The sequence below is a fragment of the Vibrio sp. 378 genome (assembly GCF_033339435.1).
In genome coordinates this window covers 1-650 of record NZ_JAWOUO010000667.1, presented here as the reverse complement: position 1 = coordinate 650, position 650 = coordinate 1, and the positions used below count along the sequence as shown (strand labels likewise).

Sequence of the window (650 nt, the reverse complement as noted above, 5' to 3'; positions counted from 1 at the left end):
AGAAACCAATGAATCGAATGACAGAAGCGTTGTTCAGTGGCGGAATTATCGGTGATGGCACGTATTGGATCGACAAAGACGTGAAGAAAGAAACCCAGAAAGCGATGAAGTCGGGTAAAACCTTTGAACCGGTTGTTGTCGTTGATGACACGTATAAGCTGTAAGGATGTGTTATGGAAAACGATGTAATTTTGAGTGTAAAAGATCTCGAAGTGGAATTCATCACGGATGATGGCCCGGTAAAAGTACTCCATGGCGTGAACTTTGATGTTCGCGCAGGACGAACGCTCGGTCTCGTTGGTGAGTCTGGCAGTGGTAAGAGCGTGACCTCTATGTCCATCATGGGACTGTTGCCAAAGCCTTACGGAAATATTGTCAATGGTGAGGTTAACTATCGAGGTACCAATCTGGTGTCGCTACCAGCGGAAGAAATGTACGCCATGCGCGGCGACCGCATTTCGATCATTTTCCAAGACCCAATGACGGCGTTGAATCCAGTGCATACCATTGGCCGCCAACTGTGCGAAGTGTTGGAATTACACCGTCCTGAGTTAGGTAAAAAAGAGCGCGAATCTTACGCGGTAGAAATGCTGGCTAAAGTGAAAATTCCAATGCCAGAAAAGCGCCTCAACGAATACCCACACAACCTA

General features: G+C 47.1%; 1 protein-coding gene. It reads left to right on the top strand.

Annotation, left to right across the window (positions count from 1 at the left end; genetic code table 11):
• Positions 1 to 173: 173 nt before the first annotated feature.
• On the top strand, positions 174 to 650 hold a 477-nt coding region (locus R7Q48_RS28155; RefSeq protein ID WP_318133609.1), incomplete at its 3' end, for an ATP-binding cassette domain-containing protein.